Here is a 24,263-nt window from a genome sequence, read left to right on the forward strand (position 1 = left end):
TGCGGGATACGTGCAGCTTGAACCCTGTGCGCCCGGGCAACTATTCCGATGCTTTGGCGTACTAACGAATTCTTGACCTAGTCATGAAGAACTGACGCGACATCAGGCAGGAAGCGTGATCTACAGCCATCCCTGGCGTCGGGCCTCCCGCATCGCCTCCATGCGGTTGCGGGTGCCGGTCTTGCCGATGGCGGAGGAGAGGTAGTTGCGGACCGTGGACTCCGAGAGGTGGAGGCGGACGGCGATGTCGGCGACGGTCGCGCCGTCCGCCGATGCCTTGAGGGCGTCGCACTCGCGGGTGGTGAGCGGGTTGGGTCCGGCGCTGAGCGCGGCCGCGGCGAGCGCCGGGTCGATCACGGTCTCGCCGGTCAGCACCCGGCGGACGGCGACGGCCAGCTCCTCCACGGGACCGTCCTTGACGAGGAACCCGGCGGCTCCCGCCTCCATGGCCCGCCGCAGATAGCCGGGCCGGCCGAAGGTGGTCAGGATCAGGACCCGGCAGTCGGGCAGCCGGCCGCGCAGTTCGGCGGCGGCGTCCAGGCCGCTCTTTCCGGGGAGTTCGATGTCGAGGAGCGCGACGTCCGGGCGGTGGGTCAGGGCCGCGTCCACGATCGCGTCCCCGGCCGCGACCTGGGCGACGACCTCGATGTCCTCCTCCATCCCGAGCAGCAGCGCGAGCGCCCCGCGCATCATCCCCTGGTCCTCGGCGAGCAGGACCCTGATCGACTGGGCGGGGTGGCGCTCCCGGGGCATCTCGTTCACGGCCTCAGCGTAGAGCCGCCCACCCGATCCGCCCCCGCCAGTGGCTCCGTCCTCTCGGTCGACTCCACCGGCAGCTCCGCCGTCACCGTGAACCCGCCCCGTGTCCCCGGTCCGGCCGTCAGCGACCCGCCGGCTGCGGCCAGGCGTTCCGTCAGCCCCTTGAGCCCGGTGCCGCCGATGCCTTCCCGGAACCCGGCGCCCATCCACGCGTCCCCCGGACCCGGACCCGAGGTCCAGGTCTGTGTGGATGTGGATGCCGAAGTCTCCGTACCGGTGCCGTCGTCCGTCACCGTCAGCCGTACGCGCTCCGCCGCACCCGCCACCGTGATCTCGCACCGGTCCGCCCCGCTGTGCCGGACGACGTTGGTGACGGCCTCACGCACCACCCACCCCAGCAGGACCTCCGTCTGCGGCGGCAGCGGCGGGCCCGACTGGCTCAGCACGAGTTCGACGCCCGCCGCGGACAGCGCCGAGCGGGCCCGGTCCAGCTCGGTGATCAGGCTCCCGTTGCGGTAGCCGGTCACCGCCTCGCGGATCTCGGTCAGGGCCTGGCGGCCGACGGACTCGATGTCGGTGATCTGGTCCAGCGACGCCGTGAGGTCACGGCCGGCCAGCCGCCGGGCCGCCTCCGCCTTCACCACGATCACCGACATCGTGTGACCGAGCAGATCGTGCAGGTCCCGGGAGAACCGCAACCGCTCCTGCTCCACCGCCCGCCGCGCCAGCTCCTCACGGGCCGCACGCAGTTCCCGTACCGCATCGGACAGGGACAGGATCGCCGCCGTCACCATCGTCGAGATCCAGGTGGCGTACGCGATGTCGAGCCCGCCCCAGCCGTCCCGGGCGACCGAGGCGACCCCGGACGCCAGCGCCACCAAGGCAGCGGCCCACCGCAGGTGCGTCATCCGCACCACCGCGCCCGTCGCGAGCCCGAACAACGGGAAGAACAACAGCCAGTTGCCGCCGTACCCGAGGGCCAGCCCGCAGGTCACCAGGCCCAGCACTACCAGCGCCACCCGCGTCGAGGTCGCCTCCCGCGCCTCCCGCACGAACGCGCGGAACACCACGTAGATGTAGAGCGAGTTGAAGGTGAGCAGCCCCAGCCCGCCGATCCACGGGTTCGGGGTGTCGCTCTGGAAGAGGTTGGAGAACGCGCCCATCCCCAGCAGCAGCCACGGCAGCAGGCTGAAGCCGGTCTTGGGCGGGCCCGGGTCCTCCGGGACCTTCCCCGCCTTCTGCGCGGCACGCCACTCCGCCTTGAGGCGGGCCTTGTCCTCCCGCCAGTGCCGCCGGTTCTCCCGCAGGTGCCGCAACGCCGGCCGCCGCGCGTCCGGACGGCACGAGTTCTTGCGCGACCACGACATGTCCCGCCCCCCGATCAGACCTTCCCGGCTTCGCGCCGGTACGGCAGCAGCGTACGGAGAGGCGGTGCCCGCATGGCAGAGGCGCTTGTACGGACTCCGGCGGGACAAATGTCACGGCGCACGGCGCACCGAGCCGACACGTCGACCTTGCGGCTCGGCAGGAGCCTTCACAAGTACGGAGCGCTGGGTTATACAGGGGGCGCCGGACTGGAACGCGTTCTAGAACGGCCGATGACGCCTCGGTGCGGCCGACGGTGCGGACGGCCGTACCGAGGTCCCTCCCGTCAAGGACCGCCTGACTGCTCCGACCGCCGTGACCCGTGACCGCCGAGATCCCGAAATCCCGTGATCAGGAGCCCCATGCCCATCGACGCAGCCAAGGCCCTGGCCGCCGAGCCCCGCTCCGGTGAGCTCTCCTGGACGGCCAAGGACGTGCAGCTCTACCACCTCGGTGTCGGAGCCGGCGTCCCCGCCACCGACCCCGACGAACTGCGCTACACCCTGGAGTCCCGGCTGCACGTCCTGCCGAGCTTTGCCACCGTCGCCGGAGCGGGCTCGCCGGGCGTGATCAGCGGACTGTCCATGCCGGGCATCGACGTGGACCTCGCCAAGGTCCTGCACGGCGGCCAGAGCCTGACCCTGCACCGCCCGCTCCCGGTCGAGGGCCGGGCGACGGCCACCGCCCGTATCGCCGCCGTGTACGACAAGGGCAAGGCCGCCGTCCTGGTGGCGCGCACCGAGGTCGCCGACGCGGACGGCCCGCTGTGGACCAACGACGCCCAGATCTTCGTACGGGGAGAGGGCGGCTGGGGCGGCGACCGCGGCCCCTCCACCCGCTCGGATCCCCCCGTCGGTGAGCCCGACCGGGTCGTCGAGCGGCCGGTCCGCGAGGACCAGGCGCTGCTCTACCGCCTCTCCGGCGACTTCAACCCGCTGCACGCCGACCCCGAGTTCGCCAAGGTCGCCGGTTTCGACCGGCCCATCCTGCACGGGCTGTGCACCTACGGCATCACGCTCAAGGCGGTCGTGGACACCCTGCTCGGCGGGGACGTGGCCCGGGTGCGGGCGTACGGAACCCGGTTCGCCGGGGTCGTGTACCCGGGGGAGACCCTGCGCATCCGTATGTGGCGACAGGACTCCCCGGCCGCGGTCCGGGTGGCCGTGACCGTCGCCGAGCGGGACGACGCGCCCGCCCTCGCCGACACCGTCGTCGAACACTCCTGAGGTCGAACACTCCTGAGAACGTGCACGTCCTTTCGTCTGCCCATTGCTGAGGGGAGCCGCATCATGCGCGCAGCCGTACTGCACGAGACCGGCCAGGACAAGCTGGAGGTCCTCGACGACGTCGAGGCGGTGGGCTTCGGCCCGGGCAAGGTGCGGATCCGGGTGCGGGCCACCGGACTGTGCCACTCGGACCTGTCCGCGATGAACGGCGTCCTGCCGCAGCCCGCGCCCTTCGTCCCCGGTCACGAGGGCGCGGGCGAGATCCTCGAAGTCGGCGAGGGCGTCAGTCACCTGAAGGCCGGTGACCGGGTGGTGGTGTGCTGGTTACCCGCCTGCGGCGCCTGCCCCGCCTGCAAGCGCGGCCAGACCGAACTCTGTCTCGCCGGGTTCATGAACGCGGGCACCCCCAACTTCAAGCGCCCCGGCGGGGACGTCTTCGGCTTCGCGGGCACCGGCACCTTCACCGAGGAGGTCGTCGTCGACGCCGGCTGCGCGGTGCCGTTCCCCGACGACGTGCCCTTCGACATCGCCGCCCTCATCGGCTGCGGCGTGACGACCGGCCTGGGCGCCGCGCTCAACACCGCCGACGTGCAGGCCGGTTCGTCGGTCGCGGTGATCGGCTGCGGCGGGGTCGGCATCTCCGCCATCCAGGGGGCGCGGCTCAAGGGCGCCGCCGAGATCGTCGCCGTCGACCCGGTCCTCTCGCGTCGCGAGGCGGCCCTCAAGTTCGGGGCGACGAAGGCGGTCTCGCCGGACGAGCTGCCCGACGCCAAGCAACAGGTCACCGCAGGCGAGGGCTTCGACTACGTCTTCGAGGTCGTCGGCAAGGCGGCCACCGCCCGCACGGCGTACGACCACACCCGGCGCGGCGGCACACTCGTCGTCGTCGGAGCGGGCGCCATGGACGACTTCCTCCAGCTCAACATGTTCGAGCTGTTCTTCGACGAGAAGCGGATCCTGCCGTCCCTGTACGGCGGCGGGGACGTGCTGCGTTCCTACGAGCGGACCATCGCCCTGTGGCGGGCCGGCCGGATCGACCTGGACGGCCTGATCACCCACCGGGTGCAGCTGTCCGAGATCAACGAGGCACTCGACCAGATGCGCACGGGAGCGTCCCTGCGTACCTGCGTCGAGATCTGAGGACGCGGTATGTCGGTGCCACTCGAAGGGCTCTGCGCGATCGTCACCGGCGCCGGACGCGGGCTCGGCCGGGCCGAGGCGCTGGAGCTGGCCCGGCTCGGCGCGGCCGTCGTCGTCAACGACTACGGGCAGCCGGGCCGGGACGGCTCGGGTGAGGCGTCCGCCGCCCCCGCCGAACAGGTCGCCGCCGAGATCCGGGCCGCCGGCGGCACGGCCCTCGCCCACACCGGGGACGTCTCCGACCTCCAACAGGCCGAGCAACTCATGGAGTTGGCGGTCACCGAGTTCGGGAAGCTGGACATCCTCGTCAACAACGCGGGCATCCTGCGCGACCGCATGATCTTCTCCATGACCGAGGACGAGTGGGACGCGGTGATCCGGGTCCACCTCAAGGGCCACTTCAACACCACCCGCTTCGCCGCGGCGCACTGGCGCGCCCGGTCCAAGGCGGCGGGAGGCCCGGTGTACGGGCGGATCGTGAACACCTCCTCGGAGGCGTTCCTCGCCGGTTCGGCCGGGCAGCCCAACTACGCGGCCGCGAAGGGCGGAATCGTCGGTCTCACCACCTCCACGGCCCTCGCGCTCGCCAAGTACGGCGTGACGTCCAACGTCATCTGCCCGCGGGCCCGCACCCGGATGACCGAGGACGTCTTCGCCGGGCTGCGCCGCCCGGACGACGGACTCGACCCGCTCGCCCCCGACCATGTCGCCCCGCTCGTCGGCTACCTGGCCTCACCCGCCGCCGCCCGGCTCAACGGCCAGCTGCTCGTCGTCCACGGAGGCATGGTGGCGATCGTCGAACGCCCGCGGGTGGCGGCGAAGTTCGACAGCAAACAGGAGACGTTCACGTACGACGAGTTGGACGCGCTGCTCACCCCGCACTACGCGGGACGGCCGGACGGGGAGACCTTCGCGGCGGCCGAAGTGCTGGGCCTCAAGCGGGAGTAGGGCAGCCGGGGGGAGAGGCGACACAGCACGGCCCCGCCCCTGTGGGAAGGGGCGGGGCCGTGTGTCGTTCAGGCGGCCGACTCGGTGTGTTCGACCGGCCTGCGGTGACGGCCCTGGGGGGTCGCCTCACCGTCCTGGTCCGCGACCGGACCCCGGTGCCGGCCGTGGCCGGAGGGATCCTGGACTTCGGGAGTCGGCTGGGTCGTGTTGGCGTCGTTCATCGGAAGTAACTCTCCCCGTCAACATGATCTTTCTTACAGCCGGGCGAGTTTAACCGGCATCCCACGGGTCGAATCCAGGCGGCCACGCCAACCGGCACGAGTTCGTTACAAGCCGTGCGGGCCGCCCGGCGGAACGCGCCGCGGACCCGGGGCTCGGCACGCGGACCGTCGCCTTGTCGTCACTCTCGGGTGCCGGCATCCACTGATCAGACGCTCTGTCTCTCCTCCGACCCGACCCGCCGCCCAGGTCCCAACGGTGCCTGTTGCAAGGGCACCGGACGGGGCGCGACCGGTGTCGGAGGGTCCGGTTCCGACGGCTCGCCCGACCCCGGGGACGCGCTCCCCGACGCCGTCCGCGCCCCCGTACCGCCTTCGACCGGGCACCCCGGAGCACAGCCCCCGGCATCACTCACCGCCCCCGCCTCCCCGGAGGGCGCCGTCACCCGTGCCACCGCGCACGGTGTCTCCGCTGTGGCGTACGGCAGGTGGAGCACGCCGTCCTCGGTCCAGTGGCCGGCGCCCGCCAACCACCCGTCGGGCGCCGGGAGATGGTGGACCTGCCGGGTGGCGGGCCGCCACACGCCGACCCAGCTGCCGAGCGGCCCGTCGATCCGCAGCGCCACCGCGCAGTCCTCCGGCATCAGGACCTGCCCGGGCTGGATCGCGAACGGCGTGACCGTGCAGCCGTCCGATCGCAGACAGTCCGGGAAGCGCACCGGCTGCATGCTGCCCAGCACCCCCCAGCCCAGCCGTTCCCGCCCCGGCGAGGGCGCGTCCGAACGGATCAGCAGCAGCCCGCTGTCCGGGGCGGCGAGCAGCAGCCGGTCGTCACTGTTCGCCGCGATCTGCAGCAGCGGGGACACCTCACCGCCGCGCCTCAGGTCCACCACGACCGTCTTGGTCCGCCCGCCGATCTCCCGGTCCAGCGCCAGCATCCGCCCCGTACCGTCCAGCCACACCCCGCCCGAGCACCGTCCCGCGATCTCCGCGACGTGCTCGGGCCCGCGGCCACCTCCCGCCACCAGCCACACCGCACTGGAGTGCCGGCCCACGGCGAGGGCGTACGCCTTCGCGCCGCCCGGCGCGGGCGGCAGCAGCCGCAGCCGGGTCGCTCCGTCCGGGGTCCCGACCGCGCCCAGCGGCAGCTCACCGGTGTCCGGCCCGGTCGGGTAGAGCAGGGAGAAGGTGTGCCGTCCGGCCACCAGTCGCCGGATGAGGACCCGCCCGTCACCCATCGGCTGGACCTCGGTGCCGGGCTCCTCCGGCTGGTTGCCGGGCAGCGGCACCGCGTAGGGCTCCGGGCCGTCCAGGGTCCAGCGCTCCGGGAACAGGGAGTCGCCGTCCCGCGCCAGCCGGGCGGCGTAGCTGCCGTCGACCGTGATCGCGCACCCTGCCTGCGGGGTCCCGCCGTGCTCGTGCGCCGTGGTGGACTCAATGACACAGGCTGTCATCGTTCGGTCACCTCCGGCGACGAAAGTAGCTTTCGCCCGCACTGACGTCGGACCGGCGGACCGTTACTTCACACAAAGGGATGGCCCAGGAACGATTCGCCTGAGGAACGCGCGACGACCGTGCTCGGCGGGGTCGCCGCCGACGGCACCGGTTCAGCTGGGGAGAACAGCCAGGTAGCCTTTTGCCCGTGCCCCGTCTGTCTGAAGTCATCACCGCCCTGGAGAACCTGTGGCCGGCCGAGCGGGCCGAGTCCTGGGACGCGGTCGGTACCGTCGCGGGCGATCCCGACCAGGAGGTCGCACGGGTCCTGTTCGCCGTCGACCCGGTCCAGGAGATCGTGGACGAGGCGGTGAAGCTGGGCGCCGATCTGCTGGTCACCCACCATCCCCTCTACCTGCGCGGTACGACGACGGTCGCGGCCTCCACCTTCAAGGGCCGCGTGGTGCACACGCTGATCAAGAACGACATCGCGCTGCATGTCGCCCACACCAACGCGGACACGGCGGACCCGGGTGTCTCCGACGCCCTCGCCGGCGCTCTCGACCTGCGGGTCGTCCGCCCGCTGGTGCCGGACCCGACCGACCCGGCGGGCCGCCGGGGCCTGGGCAGGATCTGCGAACTGGACCACCCGCTGACCGTCCGCGACCTCGCCGCCCGCGCCGCCGAGCGCCTGCCCGCCACCGCGCAGGGCATCCGGGTGGCCGGCGACCCGGAGGCGCTGGTGCGCACGATCGCCGTCAGCGGCGGCTCCGGCGACAGCCTGTTCGACCAGGTCCGCGCGGCCGGTGTCGACGCCTTCCTCACCGCGGACCTGCGCCACCACCCGGCGTCCGAGTTCATGGCGGCCGGCGCCCACGGTCCCCTCGCGCTGCTCGACGCGGCACACTGGGCCACCGAATGGCCCTGGTGCGAGCTGGCCGCAGCCCAGCTCGACGAGATCTCCGACCGCGCGGGATGGGACCTGAGGGTCCACGTCTCCCGTACGGTCACCGACCCCTGGACCGCCCACGCGGCGTCCACCGCCGCCCTTCCGACGAGCGCTTCGCGCCCCTCTTCTTCTGACCCCCTGGGAGCCCCCAACTGAACGCCGCGCCTGCCGACCAGATCCGACTCCTCGACGTCCAGGACCTCGACGTCCGCCTCCAGCAGCTCGCGCACAAGCGCCGGTCGCTGCCCGAGCACGCCGAGATCGAGTCGCTGACCAAGGACCTCACGCAGCTGCGCGACCTGCTCGTGGCCGCGCAGACCGAGGAGAGCGACACCGCCCGCGAGCAGACCAAGGCCGAGCAGGACGTGGACCAGGTGCGCCAGCGTGCCGTCCGCGACCAGCAGCGGCTGGACTCCGGCGCGGTCACCTCCCCGAAGGACCTGGAGAACCTCCAGCGCGAGATCACCTCCCTCGCCAAGCGTCAGGGCGACCTGGAGGACGTGGTCCTGGAGGTCATGGAGCGCCGTGAGTCCGCGCAGGAGCGGGTCGCCGAACTGACCGAGCGGGTCTCCTCCGTCCAGTCGAAGATCGACGACGCGAACGCCCGCCGGGACGCGGCCACCGAGTCGCTGGACGGCGACGCGGCCACCGCGACGAAGGAGCGCGAGGTCATCGCGGCCACCATCCCCGCGGACCTCCTCAAGCTCTACGACAAGCTGCGCGACCAGCAGGGCGGCGTCGGCGCGGCCAAGCTGTACCAGCGCTCCTGCCAGGGCTGCCGACAGGAGCTGGCGATCACCGACATCAACGAGATCCGCGCGGCGGCACCCGACACGGTGGTGCGCTGCGAGAACTGCCGCCGCATCCTGGTGCGCACGTCGGAGTCCGGTCTGTAGTCGACCGCGGCAAGGGACTCCGTACGGCGAGAGAGTGCGGTACGGCAAGAGATCGGTAAGGGGCTGACGGCGTGCGGGAGTTCATCGTCGAGGCCGATGGCGGGTCACGGGGCAACCCGGGACCCGCGGGCTACGGGGCAGTGGTGCTCGACGCGGCGACGGGCGAGACGCTGACCGAGGTCGCCGAGTACATCGGCATCGCCACGAACAACGTGGCCGAGTACCGGGGCCTGCTGGCCGGCCTGCGCGCGGCGCACGCCCTGGACCCGACGGCGCACGTCCACGTCCGTATGGACTCCAAGCTCGTCGTCGAGCAGATGTCGGGCCGCTGGAAGATCAAGCACCCCGACATGAAGCCCCTGGCGTCCGAGGCGGCCGGTGTCTTCCCGTCGTCCCAGGTGACGTACGAGTGGATCCCCCGGGAGCGGAACAAGCACGCGGACCGGCTGGCCAACGAGGCGATGGACGCGGGCAAGCGGGGCGAGCGGTGGTCGGCTTCGGCGTCGACGGCCGAGCTGGACGCGGCGGCAGCGGGGGCGGCCACGCGGGCCGTCACCCGGGCCGTCTCGCGGGCGACGGGCCTCGGGTCGTCCGGAGCGCCGGGCGATGAAGTGACCGCCGAGTCGTCGGGCCCGCCCAAGGCCGCCGCGGCCGACAAGGCCCGCACCGACGTCCGCGCCGCCCGCGCGGTCGCGTCCCCCGGCTGGGCCCCCGCCGACATGGGGGCGCCCGCGACCTTCGTGCTGCTGCGGCACGGGGAGACCCCGCTGACTCCGCAGAAGCGGTTCTCCGGCAGCGGCGGCAGTGATCCCTCACTCTCCGACGTGGGGCGCGGGCAGGCCGAGCGGGCCGCCGAGTCGCTGGCCAGGCGGGGCACGATCCAGGAGATCGTCTCCTCGCCGCTGGCCCGTACCCGCGAGACCGCCGCGGCCGTCGCCGCCCGCCTCGGTCTCGGCGTCACGATCGACGACGGGCTGCGGGAGACCGACTTCGGCGCCTGGGAGGGACTCACCTTCGGTGAGGTGCGCGAGCGCTACCCGGACGACCTGAACACCTGGCTGGCCGACCCGGAGGCCGAACCGACCGGCGGCGGCGAGAGCTTCGTGGCGACCGCCACCCGGATCGCCGCCACCCGCGACAAGCTGGTCGCGGCGTACGCCGGCCGTACGGTCCTGCTGGTCACCCACGTCACCCCGATCAAGACATTCGTACGGCTCGCCCTCGGCGCCCCACCCGAGTCCCTGTTCCGCATGGAACTGTCGGCGGCCTCCCTGTCGGTGGTCGCGTACTACGCCGACGGCAACGCGAGCGTCCGCCTCCTCAACGACACGTCACACCTGCGGCCCTAATGTGCTGCTCCGCGTCGGTTCGTGGAGGGCCACACTGGTCAGTCTGCTTTGAGCGGGGTGCCTCGTAGGTTCACCGGTAGGGCCCGGCGCTGTCGTCGTGCTTGATCGCGTAGCTTTCCAGCTTGTCGATCAGGTCGTCACGGCCGGCGAAGTCGCCGTGTCGCAGGAACCGGTGTTGCCCGGGTCCGCGTCGAGGACGCGGACCCGGGGCAACCGTAAGCGGACGTCACGGCGCGGTGGTCAGCCCGCGGATCGCATGGCCGGCATGGAGAGGTCGACCGGACCGCCCCCGTTGCCGCTCTTGCAGGTGTCGTGGCAGTCCTTGTCCAGGCTGCAGCACAGCGAGCAGATCGCGCCTTCGTGGAAGGGGCAGTTCGCCATGTCGGGGCGCTCGAAGGTGTCCGAGCACACCGAGCAGGTCAGCGTGACCGCGGACGGCAGGCCGTCCGCGCCGACCAGCGGCTCGTCGAGGTCGTCGACGCGGGCGATGTAGTACTTGCCCTTGGTGAGCCACGCGAACAGCGGGGACAGCGCCATGGCCAGGAAGAGCGCGATGAACGGTGAGTACGCCTTGCCGTAGTCGCCGAACGCCTCGAAGTAGGCGGGGATGGAGACGGCCGAGGCGACGAGCATCGCGCCGAAACCGACCGGGTTGAAGTTGTACAGGTGGGCCCGCTTGAACTCGATGAACGAGGGACTGAGCTTCAGGGGCTTGTTGATGACGAGGTCCGCGACGACCGCGCCGATCCAGGCGATGGCGACGTTGGAATAGAAGCCGAGGACCGTGTTGAGGAAGCCGAACACGCCGCCTTCCATCAGGGCCAGCGCGATGCCGACGTTGAGGAAGATGTAGACGACGCGGCCGGGGTGGCGGTGGGTGAGCCGGGAGAAGAAGTTCGACCACGACAGCGAGCCCGAATAGGCGTTCGTTGTGTTGATCTTGATCTGGGAGAGGATGACGAAGAACGTGGCCAGGCCCAGCGCGACCGGCGCCGCGAAGGTCTTGAAGCCGGAGATGTACATCTGGATGGGCTCGTTGGCCTTGGACAGGCCCACACCGCCGGCGATGCAGAAGGCCAGGAACGCGCCGCCGATCTGCTTGGACGCGCCGAGGACCACCCAGCCGGGGCCGGCCGAGAGCACCGCGGCCCACCAGCTCTTCGCGTTCTCCGGCGTCTTGTCCGGCATGAAGCGCAGGTAGTCCACCTGCTCGCCGACCTGTGCGATCAGGGACAGGGCCACGCCGGCGCCCGCGCCGACGCCGAGCATGCTGATGCTGGAGCCGGTGGGCGAGTTGCCGGCGAAGTGGGCGAACTTCGCGTACTTGCCGGGGTCCTGGATGGCGATGGAGACGAACGGGGCCACCATCAGGACCAGCCAGACGGGCTGGGTCCACACCTGCATCTTCGACATCGCTGTCATTCCGTAGATCACCATCGGCAGGATGACCAGCGAACAGAGGAGGTAGCCGAGCGCCAGCGGTATGTGCAGGCCCACATCCAGTGCCTGCGCCATGATCGAGCCCTCGAGCGCGAAGAAGATGAAGGTGAAGCTTGCGTAGATGACCGACGTGAGCGTCGACCCCAGATACCCGAAGCCCGCGCCTCGGGTCAGCAGGTCCATGTCGATGGAGTACTTGGCCGAGTAGTACGAGATCGGGATGCCGGTCAGGAAGATGACCACCGCGGCGGCCAGGATGGCCACCATCGCACTGGAGAAGCCGTTGGAAATGGCGATCGAGCCGCCGATGGCGAAGTCCGCCAGATAGGCGATGCCGCCAAGGGCGGTGGTCGCCACCACATACGGCGACCAGCGGCGGAAGGACTTCGGGGCGTAGCGCAGCGAGTAGTCCTCCAACGTGTCGTTCTGCGTCCAGCGGTTGTACTTCCGGCCTGTCGTACCCGAGTTCCCGGCGTCGACGTCCGTCGCCCCTGCGGGGGCTGTCTGTTCGTTGGAGACTGTCTCCGTCACGGCACTTCCCTCTTCCGCGCACCAGGTCACATCCCGGAGAGCCCCGGGTGTCACGGAACGTTCCCGCCGTCTTGTTTCCTCGAAATTTCCCGTCCTTTAAATTCGAGAGGCTTTATCTTACCTTTATTCGACGCGCGTAGATATCAAACGCCAAAGCGTGCGTGTTGCAAATGCTGTGTTATTTGGGATGCGCCCGCGGTGAACTGGTTCTCGGGTTTTCGTAAGCCCGCCCGTTATTCGCGGCGAGGCGGTCAATTCCGTATGCGCGTGGATGTGCTGGACATGATCGGCGGTCCGGGGCCGGCTGCCCGCCTCGTGGTCACCTTCGGGGTGTGGGGGGCCCGTCGAGGGTGCGACGGGGTTCGCCCGGCCTGGGCGGAGACTCCCTTCGAGGTCAATGCTTCCCGTAGAAACTATTTCCGCGAGGGGGTAATGTCAACGGCACGTCGAGCAGCGGACCGGGAGGTGTCCGCACAGTCGACCGACCGGAAGGACCCCGGTAATGCCGCCCGAATCGTCACAGGATCTCGCGCACCTGCTCAGTCACGCCGAGCGGCGCCTCGTCGAGCGTCTCTCCGCCGCGCTGACGGAGGAAGGCTGCTCGGTGGAGCAGTGGCGTGTCCTGTCGATCGCCGCCGACGGCGAGGGCCATCCGATGACCGAGATCGCCGAGTACGCGCTCATGCCCGCGCCCAGCCTGACCAAGCTCGTCGACCGAATGGTCGCCGACAATCTCGTCTACCGTCGTCCGATCCCGACGACCGTCGCCGGGTGCTGCTCCACCTCTCCGACCGGGGCCGCGTCCTCCACCAGCGCGCCGCACACCGTGTCCAGGCCGAGCAGACCCGCCTTCTGGAGGCCATCGACGACCATGGCGAACTCGCCACGGCGCTCTCCTTCCTCACCGCCGCTCTGGGCGGGAAGCCCTCGATCAGGGCAGGCAGGAAGGCTGAGCGGGCGTCGTCGGCGTGAGAGGGCACACAGGCCCCCCGGGCCGCACCGCCCGTGGCGGACGCTTCAGACGACGAGTACCAGCTTGTGCTTGTTCCTCTCCATACCCATCACGATCGAGCCACGCCATGGCTCCAACCAGACGTGCTCAGGCCGGCCCATTGGTCCTAGAGGCCTGTTCGGCAGGCGCCTAGCGGTTCCGGAGCCCTGCCGCCTCCCGCGCCAGCGCCTCGACCCGCGCCCAGTCCCGCGCCTGGATCGCGTCCTGGGGAAGCATCCACGTCCCGCCCACACAGCCGACGTTGGGCAGGGCCAGGTACTCGGGCGCGTTCCCCGGCCCGACCCCGCCCGTGGGGCAGAACCGCGCCTGCGGCAACGGCCCCGCCAGCGACCTCAGATACGCGGTACCGCCCGCCGCCTCCGCCGGGAAGAACTTCATCTCCCGCACCCCGCGCTCCAGCAGCGCCACGACCTCGGACGTCGTGGACACCCCCGGCAGGAACGGCACCCCCGACTCCCGCATCGCGTCCAGCAGTACGTCCGTCCAGCCCGGGCTGACCAGAAAGCGCGCGCCGGCCGCCACCGACTCCGTGACCTGACTCGGCGTGATCACCGTGCCCGTGCCGACGACGGCGTCCGGCACCTGCCCGGCGATCGCCCGGACCGCGTCGAGTGCGGCGGGCGTCCGCAGCGTCACCTCGATCGCGGGCAGCCCGCCTGCGACCAGCGCACGGGCGATGGGTACGGCGTCGGCGGCGTCCTCGATGACGACCACGGGCATGACGGGGGCGAGGTCCAGAAGGGATGCGGCCATGACGTCATCCTGCCGAGGAGATGCGCACTGCGCAAAGGGTGTTGCACAGGCTGCAATGAGCCTCAGTGGATCTCGTCCACCAGCACGTCCAACGACCATGCCTGCCCCGCCTTCGCGGGCGCCCGCGCCTCCACGACGTACCCGAGATCCCGCAGCGCCTCCACCAGCTCGGCAGGGCCCTTCGGCGCGATACCGGCAGACAGCAGACTGCGGACGATCTTCCCCTTGGTCGCCTTGTTGAAGTGGCTGACGACCTTCCGGGTCGGCGCGTGCAGCACCCGTACCGTCGCCGTCCGCCCGGCGACCTCGCCCTTCGGCTTCCACGCCGACGCGTACGCCGACGACCGCAGGTCCAGCACCAGCCCGTCCCCGGCCGCCTCGGGCAGCGCCGCCGCCATCGGCGCACGCCAGTACCCGCTCAGCGCGCCGAGCCCGGGCAGCCGCACACCCATCGAGCAGCGGTATGAGGGGATCCGGTCGGTGACCCGGACCGCGCCCCACAGCCCCGAGAACACCAGCAGGGATCGGCCCGCGCGCCGCTTCGCCGCCGTCTCCAGGGAAGCCAGGTCGAGGGCGTCGTACAGCACCCCCGTGTAGATCTCCCCGGCCGGCCGTGCGCCCGCCGTGCGCAGCTCCGTGTTCTTCGCGATCTCGCCGCGCAGCCCCTCGCTCAGCCCCAGCACCTCGCACGCCTTGTCCTCATCGGCGACGCACAGCTCCACCAGCTCGTCGAGCACGGCCGCACGGGCCTCCGCGAGCTGCGGCAGCGACAGCGACTCCGGCTTCAGCGGGGCGCCGCGACCGGAGGACGCCTTGCCTTCGGAGGGCGGCAGCAGGACAAGCACGGGATCGATCTCCTTCGGTTGAGCTCCGCAACAGCGTACGGCGTGCCACCTGTGCTCCCCGGCCCGTGGGTCTGTCGCGGCGTGACGACCGACGCCCGCTTGGGGCGGGACTCCGCGAGGAGGTCCCGCCCCGTCTTCAACGGGTCACGCGGCTGTGTGGCGTACGACCGTGGGCCATGCCCCGATGGGCCGTGCGGCAATGTGCCCATGTCCCAATGGGCCGTGCGACCGAGCTCAGAAGCGGTCCGGGGCGCGCTGCGGGAGCGGAGACCCGGGGAGCGCGTCCCGCCTCTGGTTCTTCCGTGCCTCCGCGTTCGAGGCAGGCGTCGCCTCGCAGGTCACGTCCTTCGCGGGAAGCCTGCCGGTGAGCAGGTAGTCGTTGACCGTTCCGTCGGTGCACGCGTTGCCGTTCGGGTAGACGCCATGGCCCTCCCCGCCGAGGACGGTGACCATCGTCGAGCCCTTCAGGTCGGCGTGCAGGGCCTGACCGCTGGGCAGCGGGGTCTGCGAGTCCCACTCGTTCTGGACGACCAGGGAGCCGACCGTGTTGTGCACCGTGGTCGCCGGTTCCAGGGACCTGTCCCAGAACGCACAGGGCTTGATGCTGGACGCGAAGTCACCGAAGAGCGGGTAACGGCCCTTGTCCTCGATGGCGTCCCGCCGGTAGCTCTCGGGATCGCGGGACCACGCGGCCGAGTTGTCGCCGCACACCACGGCCCAGAAACTCGCCGTCATGTTGTCGGACGGCACCTCGGCGGCGTCGTCGTCGGCGCCCGCCGTCCCGGACCCGGCCTTCCCGGCCTTCCCGGTCTTCGGCGTCCCGGTCCCCGCGGATCCGGCGAACGCCGTGAGCTTCTTCACGGAGGTGGGCTCGCCCGCTGCGGCCTTCTTCAGCTCCACGATCGCCTCGGTGGCGTACTGCGGGGTGAAGACCGCCTGGCGCATTCCGCTCCGGATGTCATCACCGGTGGTCGGCTGCCCCTCGACCTCGATGGGCGACTCGTCGGCCTGCGCGACCAGGCCCCAGAAGGTCCGGTCGACCTCCTTCGGGTTCTCACCGAGGCCGTACTGCTCCGAACGCCCGGCGGCCCACTCGGTCCACCGGTCGAACGCGGGCTCGGCACCCTCCGCCCACCACTGGATCATGCCTCGCCAGGCGCGCGCCGGATCGACCGCGCTGTCCAGCACGAACCGGTCGGCCCGGCCCGGGAAGAGCTGGGTGTAGACGGCGCCCAGGTAGGTGCCGTACGAGACCCCCATGTACGAGATCTTCTTCTCACCGAGGATCGCCCGCAGCAGATCCATGTCGCGTGCGGTGTTGCGCGTGGTGATGTGCGCGAGCGTGTCGCCCGCCTTCTCCCTGCACTTGTTCGCGACATCCCGCGCCCAGGCGACGTCCTTGTCGAACGTCTCCTCCTTGTACGGCCGCAGCCAGTTCTCCTCCTCCGGCTCCATACCGCAGGAAACCGGGCTGCTGCGTCCCACGCCGCGCGGGTCGAAGCCGATGAGGTCGTACTTCTGCCGTGCCGACTCGGGGAGACGCTCCTGCATGCTCAGCGGCATGTAGAGCCCCGGACCCCCCGGGCCGCCGGGGTTGGAGAACAGGACGCCGTGCCGTTTGCCGGGCGCCGTGCTCTTGATCCGGGATATGGCCAGGTCGAGCCGCTTGCCGCCGGGAACCCGGTAGTCCAGCGGCACCTTGATCGTCGCGCACTCGATCTCCGCCGGAGTGTCGGCTCCGCACCCCTTCCACTGCGGCTTCTGCTTCGCATACCGGTTCAGCCCGCCCTCGACTGTGGACGAGGCGGCGGCGGACGAGGCGGCGGTTGGCGGGGTGGCGGCCGGCGCGGCGGTGGCCGTCGAGGTGGCGAGTGCGGGAGCCAGCGTTGCCGTGACACTCACGGCTAACAGGGGCGCGAGACGTCGTCTGCGCACGATATCGATCCTTCCGGTCACATGTTCGGACAGGAAAGATCATTCAGGGACCGGCCAGGCCCGCGGATCCCTCTCCGGGCTGCACCTTGCTCCACCCTTGGAATGACACAACAGCCTTGCGTGCTACCCGAGTTGTAGGGGACGGGGCGCCCCCGGCGACGGGGCGGTACCGGTCTCGGTGACGCGCGGATCCGCCTCATCCGCCTCCGCGACGGTACGGACACTCGCCTCAGCGCCGATCGGCACCTTCCTCAGCCACAGGACGAACCGGGTCCCGTCCATCTAACTCGGAGGCACCCCACCACCCAGCTCACCTGCACCTATCACGCACCGTGGCTTTCCTCCGAGCTGATCCGCCGGACAGGCCCTACGCTCGCTGTATGCCTCGCCGCCACATCCGCGTGACCGGCGCACCCGAAGCCCCACTCCGGGCCGCCCTCACCGCACTGCGCGCCGAACTCGCGGTGCCCGAGGGTTTCCCGCCGGAAGCGCTCGCCGAGGCCGAACGCGCGGCGAGGGCGCCCTTGCTCCCCGCCGAGGACGCCACCGACATCCCGTTCCTCACCATCGACCCACCGGCCTCCGTCGACCTGGACCAGGCGCTGCACCTGTCCCGTCGCGGCACCGGCTACCGCGTCCGGTACGCCATCGCCGACGTCGCCGCGTTCGTCGTCCCGGGTACGGCCCTGGACGCGCAGACGCACCGGCGCGCGACCACCCTCTACTTCCCCGACGGGAAGGTCCCGCTGCACCCCGCCGTCCTGAGCGAGGGTGCCGCCAGCCTGCTCCCGGACCAGGTCCGCCCGGCCGCGCTGTGGACCCTCGACCTGGACGCGGACGGCCGTACCGTCGCCGTCGACGTCCACCGGGCCCTCGTCCGCAGCCGGGCCAGGCTCGACTACGCGGGCGTACAGCAGGCGATCGACTCCCGCACCGCCGAGGAACCACTCGCGTTGCTGGAGGTGATCGGGCGGCTGCGGGAGGCTCTGGAGATCGAGCGCGGCGGCATCTCGCTCAACGTGCCCGAGCAGGAGATCGTCGAACGGGACCACACCTACGAGCTGACGTACCGGGCCCCGCTCCCCGCCGAAGCCTGGAACGCGCAGCTCTCCCTGCTCACCGGCATGGCCGCGGCGGACCTGATGATCGCGCACGGCACCGGCGTCCTCCGCACTCTCCCGGCCGCCCCCGACGGCGCCGTCGGCCGACTGCGCCGTACCGCCCACGCCCTGCACATCGACTGGCCGCACCACCTCTCCTACGACCGCCTCATCCGCTCCCTCGACCCGCACGACCCCCGTCACGCGGCCTTCCTCCAGGAGTGCACGACCCTCCTGCGCGGCGCCGGATACACGGTCTTCCGCGACGGCAGCCTCCCGCCCATCACCACCCACGCCGCCGTCGCCGCGCCCTACGCGCACTGCACCGCCCCGCTGCGCCGCCTCGTCGACCGGTACACCTCCGAGATCTGCCTCGCCGCCGTCGCAGGCCAGGACCCACCCGACTGGGTGCTCACCTCGCTCGACGCACTGCGCGGCGAGATGGCGGACGGCGGCCGCCGCGCGGGCGCCGTCGAACGGGGCTGCGTCGACATCGTCGAGGCCCTGCTGCTCAAGGACCGGGTGGGGGAGGTGTTCGACGGCTGGGTGGTGGACGTGGAGGAACGCCAACCCGCCCTCGGAACCGTCCAGTTGGAGTCCCCGGCGATCATCGGCCGCATCGAGGCCGACGGATCCCCGCTGCCGCTGGGGGAGCGCTTGCGGGTACGGCTCACCCGGGCCGATCCGGCAGCGGCGACCGTACGCTTTGCCCCGGCCTGATGGCCTGCCTGATGGCTGGCCTGAGGGCCTGTACGAGTGCGTCGGCGTCGTCGGCGTGGAAGCGCACCAGGCTGACCTCCCGTCGTCGACCGAGAAACGTCAAGTGGTGGACAGGCTCGGTGAGTTCGAGGGTGACGGAGGTCTGCGCCCCCATGTCCACGTCGAGTTCACCGTCAGCCCGCTCCCGCACACACCTCAACTCGTGGCGCACGGAGGCGACCCGCTCCAGCGGTATGCGCAGGTCGACGTGGACGGCCCGGCGGATCCGGAGTGAGCCGGTGTCCAGCACATGCGGCCGGACCACGTTCGCCGCATGCAACGCGACGACGAACAGGACGGCGTAGACGTCCAGGACGAACACCACCCCGTGCGCGACCGGAAAGCCCCGCAGCAGCACCGACATCGTCACCGTCTCGACCACACACACGAACGCGAGCCCGAACATCACCGCACCCTGCCCGCGCGCATACCCGAAGGCCCGCCCACCGCCGGTGCCGTGCCTCCTCCTCGCCACCCACAGCGCGAGACTCACGAACATCCGCAGCTCATGCCGGACCAGAACGCGGGCAGTCCTCATGACCGTCCCTCCGTGATGATCCTCAGCGTCCGCCGGACGGCCTCCGCCTGCGCGGGCGCGAAGTCGGCGTACATGGCGCGCAGGAAGCTGTGTTCGTCGTCGATGCCGGCCTCACCCATTTCGCCCCCCAATTCGCCCGCCGGAAGCAGCTCACCGGGCAGACAGTCGGCGAGGGCCCGAGCGGCCTCGTCCACCCGCGGGTCGGCCGGGTCGGCGTCGGCGAGGGCGTCGAGCAGCGCGTAGGCGGCCCGGGCCCGCTCCGCCCCGTCCGACGTGTCGAAGACGCTGCTCACGAGCCCGACCAGTTCATGGCGGGTCTCCGGACTGGCCGCGGTGTCGAACAACGCGAGGATCTCGCGGTCCTTGGCGGCCATGGGGGAGTCGGAGACGGGCCCCACCTCGCTGAACAGCGCCGCGAGCTCGGGCGACACGGGCCCTTCGGCAGGCAGCGAGCCCTGCTGGATGAGACCGCGCAGCCGGGCCCGCCGCTCCCGGATCGCCGCTTCCTGCCGAGCCAGATCCTCTTCGAGCTCGGTGAGCACCTCCACGAGATCCTTCCCCGCGTCCTCCGCGAGCACGTCCCGCACCTCCGCCAGCCCCAGCCCCAACTCGGTCAGCCGCCGGATCCGGGCCAGCGCGACGGCATGCCGGAGCGTGTAATCGCGATAGCCGTTGCCGAGCCGCTCGGGCTCGGGCAGCAGCCCCTGATGGTGGTAATGCCGGACGGTCCGCGTGGTGACGCCGACGGCCTCGGCGAGTTCTCCGATCCGCATGGGACCAGTACAAACGTTGACGCTGCGGCAGGGTCAAGGACGCGGGCCGGCACCCTCCCGGACCTCTTCGCCTTCGACCTGGACACGTCGGACTTTCTCTGAGCCCTCCGGCGTTGCATCCTCAAGACGACGAGCAGGAGGTGGCGCATGGAGCAGGCACGGTGGACCAGGGCACGTCTCGGCCGCTGCGGCCCCCCGCTCGACCTGCTCACCGCACGCTTCGACCGGCACGCCTACGCCTCACACGCGCACGAGCAGTTCAGCATCGGCATCTGCGTGGGCGGCGCCGAGGTCATCGACTACCGGGGCGGCCACCTGCGGCCAGGCCCGGGCTCCATCGTCGTACTCGACCCCGGCGAGATGCACACTGGCCGCCCCGCCGCCTCCGACGGCTACGCGTACCGGGCCCTGTACCCCGACCCCTCCCTGCTCACCGACGGCACCCTCGGCGGCGTGCCGTACTTCCGCGAGCCCCTCCTCGACGACCCCGAACTGGCCGCCGCCCTCAGCCGCGCCCACCGCGCACTCAGCGACTGCCCAGACCCGCTGGAGACGGAGTCCCGCCTCCCCTGGCTGCTCACGGCCCTGGCCCGCCGCCACTCCACGTCCCGCCCATCCGCCGACACGCTCCCCGGCGCCGCCCACATCGCCCACGCCGTACGCGACCGCCTCGCCGACGAACTCCTGGATCCCCCCACCCTCGCCCTGCTCGCCGCCGAGCAGGGCCTGTCCCGCTACCAACTCCTCCGAGCCTTCCGTACGACGATGGGGATCCCCCCGTACGCCTGGCTGGCGCAGCACCGGGTGCACCGGGCGCGCGGCCTGCTGGAGTCGGGACTGCGACCGGCGGAGACGGCGGCCCTAGTGGGCTTCGCGGACCAGGCGCACCTCACCCGCTGGTTCCGCCGGGTCCTCGGGGTCACCCCGGCGGTGTACCGCAACAGCGTTCAAGACGACCGCCGCTGACACGATGACCATGGCCGCATGACTGCACGTGGCTGGTTTCTGTTCTCCCTCATGGGAGTGGTCTGGGGCATCCCCTACCTGATGATCAAAGTGGCGGTTGACGCCCCGCTCTCCCCGTCCGTGGTGGTGTTCACCCGCTGCGCCCTGGGCGCCACCCTCCTCCTCCCCTTCGCGATACGCGGCGGCGGCCTGATCCGGACCGTCCGCACCCACTGGCTGCCCATGCTGGCCTTCGCGTGCATCGAGATCATCGGGCCCTGGTTCACCCTCACCGACGCCGAACGCCACCTGTCCAGCTCGACCGCCGGCCTGCTGATCGCGGGCGTCCCGATCGTCGGCGTACTCCTGGCCCGCTTCTTCGGCGACACGGAACGCCTGGGCCTACGGCGGTTGACGGGCCTCGCCCTGGGCCTGGCGGGCGTCGGCGTCCTCACCGTGCCGCACCTGACCGGGGGCGACGCCCGTTCCCTCGCGGAAGTGTTCTTGACGGTGCTGGGCTACGCGACGGCCCCGTTGATCGCCACCCGCTGGCTGAAAGACGTCCCGACGCTCCAGCTGACGGCCCCCTGCCTGGCCCTGGCAGCCCTGGTCTACGCCCCGGCGGCGGCAGTCACCCGGCCGAGCGAGATGCCCTCGACGCCGGTTCTCACCGCCCTCCTCGGACTGGGCGTGATCTGCACGGCGCTGGCCTTCGTAGGCTTCCTGGAACTGATCAGGGAGGTCGGCCCGACCCGGGCGACAGTCTTCACGTACGTCAACCCGGCGGTCGCGGTGGCGGCGGGAGCCCTGTTCCTGGACGAGCCGTTCACGGCAGGCATCGCGATCGCCTTCACTCTCATCCTGGCGGGCTCGATCCTCGCGACAGCCGCCGGGCCTGACGGCCCTGGCACTCCGGATGGTCCTGGCGGTCCGGCCGTAGGCACACGCCGGGTAGCATGGTCGACACGGCAGACGAGCCGGGCGGACGGCCGCGTGGAGTGCCCCTAGCGGGACACTTCCCGAGGAACGTCCGGGCTCCACAGGGCAGGGTGATGGCTAACGGCCACCCGGGGTGACCCGCGGGACAGTGCCACAGAAAACAGACCGCCGGGGACTTCGGCCCCCGGTAAGGGTGAAACGGTGGTGTAAGAGACCACCAGTGCCCAGGGCGACCTGGGCAGCTAGGTAAACCCCACCCGGAGCAAGGTCAAAAGGAAGTACCTGTAGGGATACGAGGTGCTTCTGCGAGGACGTTCGAGGGCTGCCCGCCCGAGTCCTCGGGTAGACCGCACGAGGCCGGCGGTAACGCCGACCCTAGATGGATGGCCGTCTCCCCGGCCGCCGCGAGGCAGCCGGGCGACAGAACCCGGCGTACAGCCCGACTCGTCTGCCAACAGGGCTCTGACCTGGTCTTACGACCTGGGCGGGGCCCTTCGTCGTGTTCGGGCGCTTCCCGCTTCCACCTGCGAGTTCCCTGGAGTTCGCGCAAGTGCGCACGCGTTGTGCACGAGGTCCTTCCTCGCGGGTGTGGGTGAACAGGTGGGTGCTCTTGGGGAAGTACTGTCGCAGCCAGCCGTCCGTGTTGTCGTTGGAGCCGGGTCGCCAGGGGCCAGCCGGGTCGCAGAAGTAGACCGGGCCATTGGTATCGACGGTGAACCCATAGCGGGCGGCCATCTTGGAGCACTGATCTCGCGTCAGAGACCGCTTCAAGGGCGGCGGCAGGGCTTGCACGGTTGTCTGGAGGCCGTCGCGGACGCTGACGGCTGTGTGGTCGGCGGGCAGATGGATGAGCATGCCGAAACGGGTGGTGCGTTCGACCCTGTATTCCGATGGCTGAGCCGTTCTCCTTGCCGACGATCAGGTCGTCCTCCCAGTGGCCGGGAGCGGCCCGGTCAGCGGCATGCGCCAGAAGCTTGCTGATCATGACCATGAGCTGCGAGAAGTGCTTCTGGCGACGGAGTCGCTGCTGAGTCTGGCGTTGGGGTCTGCGAAGAGCCGGTCGTCGCCGGCGAAGGCGTGCACCTCGTCTGCCAGGACAGCCCTATCACTGCCCAGCAGGTGGGCCTGGTCCGTCTTCGGGGTCCGAGCCGCTGGGCGTGTGTGGACGCGGGGCGCCATTTTGTTGAGCAGCATGCCTTGAGCGGGTACAGGGTGAGCACTGAGCTGTCATCCCGTCCTGTGTCTGATTTGTTCTGCCAACTCGCTAACCTCTGGCTTTAGTTGTATGAAAATCTGACTGCCATGTGGCATGGTCATGGGCTCAGTCGATCGTTTGGGATCGGCGCAGAGGTAGGCGGTCGCGGAGGAAGGCACTTGGCAAGGCACGAGGACAGCCGCAAGGGCGACGATCCTGCTCCCCCCCACGGTCCCTCGCGGACATCCTCGTTCGTGATGGTCCACGTTGGTCAATCGCCCGGAACCCAGCGCAATCTGCAGTACGGGATCGAAACTCGGTCGTGGGGGTTCCCTGTATGGAGGCCCGAGTACCGGTCCGCGCGCCCGCGCTTCGCCGTGCTGGCCACGGGAGTGGGTCCGCGCGTACAACTCGACGTATGGAGTACCAAGAAGATCACTCTGTACCTGTTCGAAGTACGTGAGAACTTCTACGAGGCAGAGGCACCTCACTGGCCGGACGAGGAAGCCGAGAACGCCATCAAGTACCCGGTGCGCTTCGGCATCGAGCCGTTGGCTGTACTCCACGACGTCCGTCTCGATGCGGACGGGCCGCTTGGAATGGCCGCCAGTGACGCCATACGTGTTTCGGGGACTCAACGAGGCATAGGAGTGGTCGTCGACATGGATCCGCAGCCGTTGCTCGATGCGGCCGAGATTCCAGCGAACTGGTCGGAAGAGCAGACGGTGGCTCTAAACCGCACGCCCGGCTTCAGCGCGGAGCAGGTGAAGCCGCCCAAGCCACCGAAGCGGCCCTCCAATGGAGGGGGCTTCGTCTCCGACCCCAAGAAGCGCAAGGCCATCGAACTGCACGCGGAGGACATGGCAGTCGCTCACTACGAAGGGGAGGGCTGGACGGTCGAACGCCTTGGCAAGCCGTACGACCTCCACTGCACCCGTGACAGGGAAGAGCGTCGCGTAGAGGTGAAGGGCACAACGGGAGCGGCCACGAGCGTCGACCTGACGATCAACGAGGTCGAGCATGCCCGGGACCCGCAGAACACCGTGGACCTATTTGTGGTCAGTGATATCAAGGTGGACTTGCTGACCGACACCTACACAGCGAGTGGCGGCAGGGTGTCGCACCTCCATGATTGGACGCCAGCTGAGGAGGACCTGAGGCCCAGGAGCTTCGAGTACCGCCTACCGCTCGCCTGACTGCCCAGATGCACCTTC

General features: G+C 70.6%; 21 protein-coding genes, 1 other RNA gene and 2 pseudogenes. 12 read left to right on the forward strand and 12 right to left on the reverse strand.

Annotated elements, in window-relative coordinates:
* Positions 1-120: 120 nt before the first annotated feature.
* Positions 121-762, reverse strand: a complete 642-nt coding sequence (locus ACFYRY_RS11245; protein WP_389142518.1) for a response regulator — start codon at positions 760-762, stop codon at positions 121-123.
* On the reverse strand, positions 759-2,126 hold the full coding sequence (locus tag ACFYRY_RS11250) for a histidine kinase (RefSeq protein WP_389142520.1): 1,368 nt from the start codon (positions 2,124-2,126) through the stop codon (positions 759-761). Before ACFYRY_RS11250 ends, ACFYRY_RS11245 begins: the two co-directional genes overlap by 4 nt.
* Before the next feature lie 360 nt (positions 2,127-2,486).
* Here ACFYRY_RS11250 and ACFYRY_RS11255 point away from each other — a divergent pair, with 360 nt between their 5' ends.
* The 3 genes from ACFYRY_RS11255 (at position 2,487) to ACFYRY_RS11265 (ending at position 5,438) form a co-directional block, all read left to right on the forward strand.
* Positions 2,487-3,350 carry a MaoC/PaaZ C-terminal domain-containing protein gene (locus ACFYRY_RS11255; protein WP_389142522.1) on the forward strand — a complete coding sequence of 288 codons (864 nt, stop codon included), beginning with the start codon at positions 2,487-2,489 and terminating at the stop codon, positions 3,348-3,350.
* A 63-nt stretch (positions 3,351-3,413) separates the two neighbouring features.
* The gene (locus tag ACFYRY_RS11260; RefSeq protein ID WP_389142524.1) at positions 3,414-4,490 is read left to right on the forward strand and encodes a Zn-dependent alcohol dehydrogenase; all 1,077 of its coding nucleotides are present in this window, start codon (positions 3,414-3,416) and stop codon (positions 4,488-4,490) included.
* A 9-nt stretch (positions 4,491-4,499) separates the two neighbouring features.
* Positions 4,500-5,438 carry a 3-oxoacyl-ACP reductase gene (locus tag ACFYRY_RS11265; protein ID WP_389142526.1) on the forward strand — a complete coding sequence of 313 codons (939 nt, stop codon included), beginning with the start codon at positions 4,500-4,502 and terminating at the stop codon, positions 5,436-5,438.
* Between the two features lie 68 nt (positions 5,439-5,506).
* Here ACFYRY_RS11265 and ACFYRY_RS11270 read toward each other — a convergent pair whose 3' ends face one another.
* Together ACFYRY_RS11270 and ACFYRY_RS11275 are read right to left on the reverse strand one after the other, a co-directional pair.
* Positions 5,507-5,659: a hypothetical protein gene (locus ACFYRY_RS11270; protein ID WP_389142528.1), complete on the reverse strand. Its 153-nt coding sequence runs from the start codon at positions 5,657-5,659 to the stop codon at positions 5,507-5,509.
* A gap of 206 nt (positions 5,660-5,865) precedes the next feature.
* Positions 5,866-7,110 (reverse strand): hypothetical protein, encoded by a 1,245-nt coding sequence (locus tag ACFYRY_RS11275; RefSeq protein ID WP_389142530.1) that lies wholly within the window; start codon positions 7,108-7,110, stop codon positions 5,866-5,868.
* A gap of 188 nt (positions 7,111-7,298) precedes the next feature.
* On the opposite strand from ACFYRY_RS11275, the gene ACFYRY_RS11280 reads away from it, so the two are divergent.
* The 3 genes from ACFYRY_RS11280 to ACFYRY_RS11290 all read left to right on the forward strand — a co-directional run bounded on the left by ACFYRY_RS11280 (position 7,299) and on the right by ACFYRY_RS11290 (position 10,284).
* Entirely contained in the window at positions 7,299-8,195 is an 897-nt protein-coding gene (locus ACFYRY_RS11280) for a Nif3-like dinuclear metal center hexameric protein (protein WP_389142532.1), read from the forward strand.
* A complete protein-coding gene (locus ACFYRY_RS11285; protein ID WP_389143727.1) occupies positions 8,192-8,935 on the forward strand; it encodes a zinc ribbon domain-containing protein in 744 nt (247 codons plus the stop codon). Before ACFYRY_RS11280 ends, ACFYRY_RS11285 begins: the two co-directional genes overlap by 4 nt.
* Positions 8,936-9,006: 71 nt before the next feature.
* Complete coding sequence (locus ACFYRY_RS11290) at positions 9,007-10,284, forward strand: bifunctional RNase H/acid phosphatase (protein ID WP_389142534.1); 1,278 nt, start codon at positions 9,007-9,009, stop codon at positions 10,282-10,284.
* A gap of 240 nt (positions 10,285-10,524) precedes the next feature.
* Here ACFYRY_RS11290 and ACFYRY_RS11295 read toward each other — a convergent pair whose 3' ends face one another.
* Together ACFYRY_RS11295 and ACFYRY_RS11300 are read right to left on the reverse strand one after the other, a co-directional pair.
* Entirely contained in the window at positions 10,525-12,255 is a 1,731-nt protein-coding gene (locus ACFYRY_RS11295) for a purine-cytosine permease family protein (protein ID WP_389142536.1), read from the reverse strand.
* 517 nt (positions 12,256-12,772) lie between these two features.
* Positions 12,773-12,907, reverse strand: a complete 135-nt coding sequence (locus ACFYRY_RS11300) for a hypothetical protein (RefSeq protein ID WP_389142538.1) — start codon at positions 12,905-12,907, stop codon at positions 12,773-12,775.
* Positions 12,908-13,026: 119 nt separating this feature from the next.
* Here ACFYRY_RS11300 and ACFYRY_RS11305 point away from each other — a divergent pair, with 119 nt between their 5' ends.
* The gene (locus ACFYRY_RS11305; protein WP_389142540.1) at positions 13,027-13,227 is read left to right on the forward strand and encodes a hypothetical protein; all 201 of its coding nucleotides are present in this window, start codon (positions 13,027-13,029) and stop codon (positions 13,225-13,227) included.
* 169 nt (positions 13,228-13,396) lie between these two features.
* On the opposite strand, the gene ACFYRY_RS11310 is transcribed toward ACFYRY_RS11305, so the two are convergent.
* The 3 genes from ACFYRY_RS11310 to ACFYRY_RS11320 form a co-directional block, all read right to left on the reverse strand.
* On the reverse strand, positions 13,397-14,020 hold the full coding sequence (locus ACFYRY_RS11310) for a bifunctional 4-hydroxy-2-oxoglutarate aldolase/2-dehydro-3-deoxy-phosphogluconate aldolase (protein WP_389142542.1): 624 nt from the start codon (positions 14,018-14,020) through the stop codon (positions 13,397-13,399).
* A gap of 62 nt (positions 14,021-14,082) precedes the next feature.
* Positions 14,083-14,865, reverse strand: a complete 783-nt coding sequence (yaaA, locus tag ACFYRY_RS11315; RefSeq protein ID WP_389142544.1) for a peroxide stress protein YaaA — start codon at positions 14,863-14,865, stop codon at positions 14,083-14,085.
* A gap of 234 nt (positions 14,866-15,099) precedes the next feature.
* Complete coding sequence (locus tag ACFYRY_RS11320; protein ID WP_389142546.1) at positions 15,100-16,800, reverse strand: alpha/beta hydrolase; 1,701 nt, start codon at positions 16,798-16,800, stop codon at positions 15,100-15,102.
* 380 nt (positions 16,801-17,180) lie between these two features.
* Here ACFYRY_RS11320 and ACFYRY_RS11325 point away from each other — a divergent pair, with 380 nt between their 5' ends.
* Positions 17,181-18,620: an RNB domain-containing ribonuclease gene (locus ACFYRY_RS11325; RefSeq protein ID WP_389142548.1), complete on the forward strand. Its 1,440-nt coding sequence runs from the start codon at positions 17,181-17,183 to the stop codon at positions 18,618-18,620.
* Here the strand turns inward: ACFYRY_RS11325 and ACFYRY_RS11330 are convergent.
* A complete protein-coding gene (locus tag ACFYRY_RS11330) occupies positions 18,571-19,197 on the reverse strand; it encodes a hypothetical protein (RefSeq protein WP_389142550.1) in 627 nt (208 codons plus the stop codon). The genes ACFYRY_RS11325 and ACFYRY_RS11330 overlap by 50 nt on opposite strands.
* On the reverse strand, positions 19,194-19,970 hold the full coding sequence (locus tag ACFYRY_RS11335; protein WP_389142552.1) for a MerR family transcriptional regulator: 777 nt from the start codon (positions 19,968-19,970) through the stop codon (positions 19,194-19,196). The genes ACFYRY_RS11330 and ACFYRY_RS11335 overlap by 4 nt, the downstream gene beginning before the upstream one ends.
* A 147-nt stretch (positions 19,971-20,117) precedes the next feature.
* Here ACFYRY_RS11335 and ACFYRY_RS11340 point away from each other — a divergent pair, with 147 nt between their 5' ends.
* The 3 genes and pseudogenes from ACFYRY_RS11340 (at position 20,118) to rnpB (ending at position 22,305) form a co-directional block, all read left to right on the forward strand.
* Positions 20,118-20,936 (forward strand): AraC family transcriptional regulator, encoded by an 819-nt coding sequence (locus ACFYRY_RS11340; RefSeq protein WP_389142554.1) that lies wholly within the window; start codon positions 20,118-20,120, stop codon positions 20,934-20,936.
* 81 nt (positions 20,937-21,017) lie between these two features.
* Positions 21,018-21,737: pseudogene (locus ACFYRY_RS11345) on the forward strand (DMT family transporter); the annotation flags it as partial.
* A gap of 151 nt (positions 21,738-21,888) precedes the next feature.
* An RNA gene (rnpB, locus tag ACFYRY_RS11350) (RNase P RNA component class A) lies at positions 21,889-22,305 on the forward strand.
* Positions 22,306-22,463: 158 nt separating this feature from the next.
* On the opposite strand, the pseudogene ACFYRY_RS11355 reads toward rnpB, so the two are convergent.
* Positions 22,464-22,911, reverse strand: a pseudogene (locus ACFYRY_RS11355) (IS30 family transposase); the annotation flags it as partial.
* A 317-nt stretch (positions 22,912-23,228) separates the two neighbouring features.
* On the opposite strand from ACFYRY_RS11355, the gene ACFYRY_RS11360 reads away from it, so the two are divergent.
* On the forward strand, positions 23,229-24,245 hold the full coding sequence (locus ACFYRY_RS11360; RefSeq protein ID WP_389142557.1) for a protein NO VEIN domain-containing protein: 1,017 nt from the start codon (positions 23,229-23,231) through the stop codon (positions 24,243-24,245).
* Positions 24,246-24,263: the final 18 nt, after the last annotated feature.

Source organism: Streptomyces sp. NPDC005263, from assembly GCF_042872365.1.
GTDB lineage: Bacteria > Actinomycetota > Actinomycetes > Streptomycetales > Streptomycetaceae > Streptomyces.

What these genes read in the sequence shown, in the direction of transcription:
- ACFYRY_RS11250 (WP_389142520.1), bottom strand. Translation starts at nt 2,126, where the DNA reads ATGTCGTGGTCGCGCAAGAACTCGTGCCGTCCGGACGCGCGGCGGCCG.
- ACFYRY_RS11255 (WP_389142522.1), top strand. Translation starts at nt 2,487, where the DNA reads ATGCCCATCGACGCAGCCAAGGCCCTGGCCGCCGAGCCCCGCTCCGGT.
- ACFYRY_RS11260 (WP_389142524.1), top strand. Translation starts at nt 3,414, where the DNA reads ATGCGCGCAGCCGTACTGCACGAGACCGGCCAGGACAAGCTGGAGGTC.
- ACFYRY_RS11265 (WP_389142526.1), top strand. Translation starts at nt 4,500, where the DNA reads ATGTCGGTGCCACTCGAAGGGCTCTGCGCGATCGTCACCGGCGCCGGA.
- ACFYRY_RS11270 (WP_389142528.1), bottom strand. Translation starts at nt 5,659, where the DNA reads ATGAACGACGCCAACACGACCCAGCCGACTCCCGAAGTCCAGGATCCC.
- ACFYRY_RS11275 (WP_389142530.1), bottom strand. Translation starts at nt 7,110, where the DNA reads ATGACAGCCTGTGTCATTGAGTCCACCACGGCGCACGAGCACGGCGGG.
- ACFYRY_RS11300 (WP_389142538.1), bottom strand. Translation starts at nt 12,907, where the DNA reads ATGGCCCTCGCCGTCGGCGGCGATCGACAGGACACGCCACTGCTCCAC.
- ACFYRY_RS11310 (WP_389142542.1), bottom strand. Translation starts at nt 14,020, where the DNA reads ATGGCCGCATCCCTTCTGGACCTCGCCCCCGTCATGCCCGTGGTCGTC.
- ACFYRY_RS11325 (WP_389142548.1), top strand. Translation starts at nt 17,181, where the DNA reads ATGCCTCGCCGCCACATCCGCGTGACCGGCGCACCCGAAGCCCCACTC.
- ACFYRY_RS11330 (WP_389142550.1), bottom strand. Translation starts at nt 19,197, where the DNA reads ATGAGGACTGCCCGCGTTCTGGTCCGGCATGAGCTGCGGATGTTCGTG.
- ACFYRY_RS11335 (WP_389142552.1), bottom strand. Translation starts at nt 19,970, where the DNA reads ATGCGGATCGGAGAACTCGCCGAGGCCGTCGGCGTCACCACGCGGACC.
- ACFYRY_RS11340 (WP_389142554.1), top strand. Translation starts at nt 20,118, where the DNA reads ATGGAGCAGGCACGGTGGACCAGGGCACGTCTCGGCCGCTGCGGCCCC.